The sequence below is a fragment of the Nostoc sp. CHAB 5715 genome, assembly GCF_020829685.1.
Lineage (GTDB): Bacteria > Cyanobacteriota > Cyanobacteriia > Cyanobacteriales > Nostocaceae > Nostoc.
Genome location: NZ_JAIVFR010000695.1, coordinates 1 through 4,183, shown reverse-complemented (window position 1 = coordinate 4,183; position 4,183 = coordinate 1). Strand labels below are relative to the sequence as shown.

3 protein-coding genes are annotated in these 4,183 nt (G+C 41.7%); all 3 read left to right on the top strand.

The features are described from left to right. Positions 1 to 623 precede the first annotated feature (623 nt). A complete protein-coding gene (locus tag LC574_RS29260) occupies positions 624 to 1,634 on the top strand; it encodes an iron ABC transporter substrate-binding protein (protein WP_229457132.1) in 1,011 nt (336 codons plus the stop codon). Positions 1,635 to 1,637: 3 nt separating this feature from the next. Next, positions 1,638 to 3,254: an iron ABC transporter permease gene (locus LC574_RS29255; RefSeq protein WP_229457131.1), complete on the top strand. Its 1,617-nt coding sequence runs from the start codon at positions 1,638 to 1,640 to the stop codon at positions 3,252 to 3,254. 248 nt (positions 3,255 to 3,502) lie between these two features. Next, the coding region (locus LC574_RS29250; protein ID WP_229457130.1) for an ABC transporter ATP-binding protein at positions 3,503 to 4,183 on the top strand (681 nt) is incomplete at its 3' end.

Genomic DNA, 4,183 nt, shown 5'->3' with positions numbered 1-4,183 from the left:
GTGCTTCTTCCGATCTAGTAGGCATTCTTTGAGCAAGGGTAACACAGATGCTACATCCTCAGCATTAGCTCCCCAACCATGCAAAGTGACAATTAAGCCGGAGGGGGGTTGAGAATCTCTCTTAACGGTAATAGCTTGTAAAGACAGAGGTTTACTCCTAAAATTCTACTCTTTTCATAGATCCTATCTCTTCAAGCAGACTTAGTATTTAGTGGCATTTGCTGCTTGCCCAAAGAATGCCTACTACAGCACGGCAAAAGTAAGCAGACCATTAAAAGCTACGAAAATTTGATTGATCAAGAAGGGAAAAGGTAAAAACCTCGCCCGCAAGTGGCGCGAAATAATCCTTGTATCGCAAGGCAGGTCGAAACCCCACCCCGAAGTGTCTGTCTTAATTCAATTACGAATTACGAATTACGAATTACGAATTATTTTTATTGCAAGGCTTAAAAATGGTGTGTGTATTTACGCCGCACGGTACTAGGTAGTTATGGTGCTAGTCGGAAAAATCTCAATTTTTTGAGATTTTTTCTTGCTTAGTAGTACACGTTAATGGTAAACGTTGAGAATATCAAAGTTATTGCAAGATATTCCTGGTAAGAATTCAGGTGGAGGATTGAAGATTGAAAACTTTACCATTGCTGAAAGTTTCAGCATTAGCTCTAGCTGTAACACTCGGTTGGGGAATTGGGGTAGCTGTAGATGCTCAAACAAAAACCCTCGTGATTTATTCAGGCAGAGATCAAAAACTAATTGGCCCCTTAATTGAGAAAGCAAAACAAGATTTGAAGAAAGATATTCAAGTCCGTTATGGCGATACTGCTGAGTTAGCGATCGCACTTTTGGAAGAAGGGAAAAATAGCCGTGCAGACTTGTTTTTCGCTCAAGACGCTGGTGCTTTAGGCAGTTTGGAGAAAAAACAGGTGACAGTGCCGATTGCCTCTAAACTGCTGAATAAGGTTGATTCTCGCTTTCGTTCCGCTAAAGGGCATTGGCTCGGAATTTCTGGACGCGCTCGTGTAATTGACTACAACACCAAGCTAGTTAAAGCAGGGGAACTACCGACATCAATTTCGCAGTTAACCCAACCAAAATGGCGCGGTAAAGTCGGCTGGGCACCAACTAACGGCTCCTTTCAGTCATTTATCACCGCAATGCGAGTCTTAGAAGGGGGTGAAAAGACTCTCCAATGGTTGAAAGCGATGAAAGCTAATGATGTCAAAGATTACGGTAAAAATTCTGCGATCGTCGAAGCTGTAGGACGTGGAGAAGTTCATCTCGGTTTAGTGAATAACTACTACTTATATAACTTCAAAAAGAATGATCCGAACTTTCCTGTTGCTCACCACTACACAACTAAAGATGCAGGATCAATGATTAACGTGGCAGGAGTAGCAATTACGAAAACCACAGATCAAAAAGCTGATGTAGAGGCTTTAATTGATTACCTGCTCAAACAGAGTTCCCAAAATTACTTTGCCCAACAAACTAATGAATATCCGTTAGTAAAGGGAATACCAGCGCCATCAAAACAAGTACCAATTAGTAAGCTCAATCCACCTAATGTTAACCTGACAGATTTAAATGATTTGCCAGGAACTTTGAATTTACTACAGCAAGCAGGAGTTTTGTAACAGTTGAAAGCGGTTCGCCCTCCATTATTTCTCACATTAGCGGCAGGGGTAGTGGCAGTTGCCATTGCTCTGCCATTACTGTACTTAGTAATTCGTACCGCAGGTATTGGCGGGGAAGAGTTATGGAAATTGATTTCTCATCCCCGCAATATCATAGTTTTTTTCAACAGTGCGGCAATGGCGGCAACGGTAACATTATTTTCCACCGTAATTGCCGTACCATTAGCATTTTTAACTGTGCGGACAGATTTACCAGGACGACGTTTTTGGTTAGTGACGACAACATTACCCTTAGCGGTTCCTAGCTATGTAGGCAGTTTTGCTCTGATTGCAACTTTAGCACCACGGGGTAGCTTTTTGCAGTTGTTGCTTCAACCTTTAGGACTAGAAGAATTACCTTCTATTTATGGGTTTCCTGGGACAGTTTTGGCAATCACTTTGTTTACCTATCCCTATATGCTGCTAAGTGTACGCTCTGGCTTACAAGGTATTGATCCATCTTTGGAAGAAGCATCTCGTAGTTTGGGTTATGGCAGCAGAGAAACATTTTTTAAGGTAATTTTACCACAGTTAAAACCATCAATTATTGCAGGTGGATTATTAGTAGCTTTGTATGCTTTGCGCGACTTTGGTACACCTTCGCTGATGCGATTTGATGCCTTTACACGGGCAATCTTTTTGCAATATAAAACTAGCTTTAATCGGAATTCAGCCGCAGCTTTATCCTTGATGTTGGTGACATTGGTGCTGCTGATTTTATGGTTGGAATATCGAATGCGATCGCGTGCTGCTTATTATAGTCGTGGTTCGGCTTCTCTACGTCCACCAAAAATTGTCAAATTGGGAATTTGGAAATGGCCAGCTTTCGGCTTTTGTCTATTGATTACTAGTTTCGGTGTAGTTTTACCAGTAGGTATTACCTTATTTTGGCTGATTCGTGGACTTAACGGTGGCTACACTTTCCCCAACTTACTCCCCACCATTCTTAACTCTATTAGTGCGGCTGGACTAGCGGCTTTAGCTACCACTATCTTTGCTTTGCCAGTAGCAATTTTAGCAGTCAGATTTCCGAGTAAAATGACTGCCATAATTGAACGCTGTTCTTACATAGGTTTTGGAGTTCCAGGAATTGTGGTTGCTTTATCTTTGGTATTTTTTGGTGCAAACTATCTGCCAGCACTTTACCAAACTATGCCGATGCTGATATTTGCTTATTTAGTTTTATTTTTACCGCAATCAGTAGGAACAGTCCGCAGTTCGCTTTTGCAAGTCAATCCCCAGCTAGAAGAATCAGCGCGTAGCTTAGGTAGGAATGCTTGGCAAACTTTAAGAGAAGTTACTCTACCTCTAGTACAACCTGGTGTGTTGAGTGGTGCAGTGCTGGTATTTTTAACAGCAATTAAAGAACTACCCGCCACAATGCTGTTAGCGCCTATTGGCTTTAGTACTTTAGCAATGCAAATTTGGCAAGCCACAGAAAATGTAGATTTTGCAGATGCGGCGGCAGCTTCATTAGCTATGCTGTTGGTTTCTATGGGTTCAACTTTATTGGTGCTATCTCAAGAGAACGTCAAAAAAGAGCAAGTGCAAACAAAGTTCTCAGTCAAAGATCAACATTAACAAGGCTTAGGCAAAATAATGAAAAAACGAACCGCAAAGGACGCAAAGGACACAAAGGAATAAAGAGTTTCACCGAGTTATTGCATAAGTTCTAATACGATTTATTCGTGAGGCTGCACCAAACCTTTTTAACTTCTTATTTCTTTGTGTACTTTGCGCTCTTTGCGGTTCGTTTCTCTTTCTTATACTTACAGCGCTTTTCAAGTAATTGAACTATACTACTCTCCACTCTCCACTCCCCACTCCCTATGCAACAAGTAATTCTAGATTTACAAAATGTCACCAAGCGGTTTGCAGAAAGTGCTTTTCCTGCTGTGGATAACGTATCTTTGATGTTGCCACAAGGAGATATATTGGGATTGCTCGGCCCTTCTGGTTGTGGTAAAACTACGCTGTTGCGATTAATTGCTGGTTTTGAGCGATCGCAAGCAGGAGAAATTAAAATTGGTAAACAGATGGTTTGTAATAGTTCTACTTGCATCCCAGCCGAACAGCGCGACATCGGCATTGTTTTTCAAGATTATGCCCTGTTTCCCCATCTAAATGTGGCAGAAAATGTGGCTTTTGGGTTAAAACATTTCAGTAAACAGCAAATACAAAAACGGATAGCCGAAGTTATTACTTTGGTGAGACTCGAAGGCTTAGAAAAACGTTATCCTTACGAACTTTCTGGTGGACAGCAGCAACGGGTTGCACTCGCTCGTGCTTTAGCACCCCAACCCCAACTTATGCTTTTGGATGAACCTTTGAGTAATCTTGATATCCAAGTTAGGTTGCGCTTGCGAGAAGAAGTGCGAGATATTCTGAAAGCGGCGGGTACTTCAGCAATTTTTGTTACCCACGACCAAGAAGAGGCATTAGCCATTTCAGATATAGTGGGTGTAATGCGCCAAGGACATTTAGAGCAACTAGGCACACCAGAAGAAATT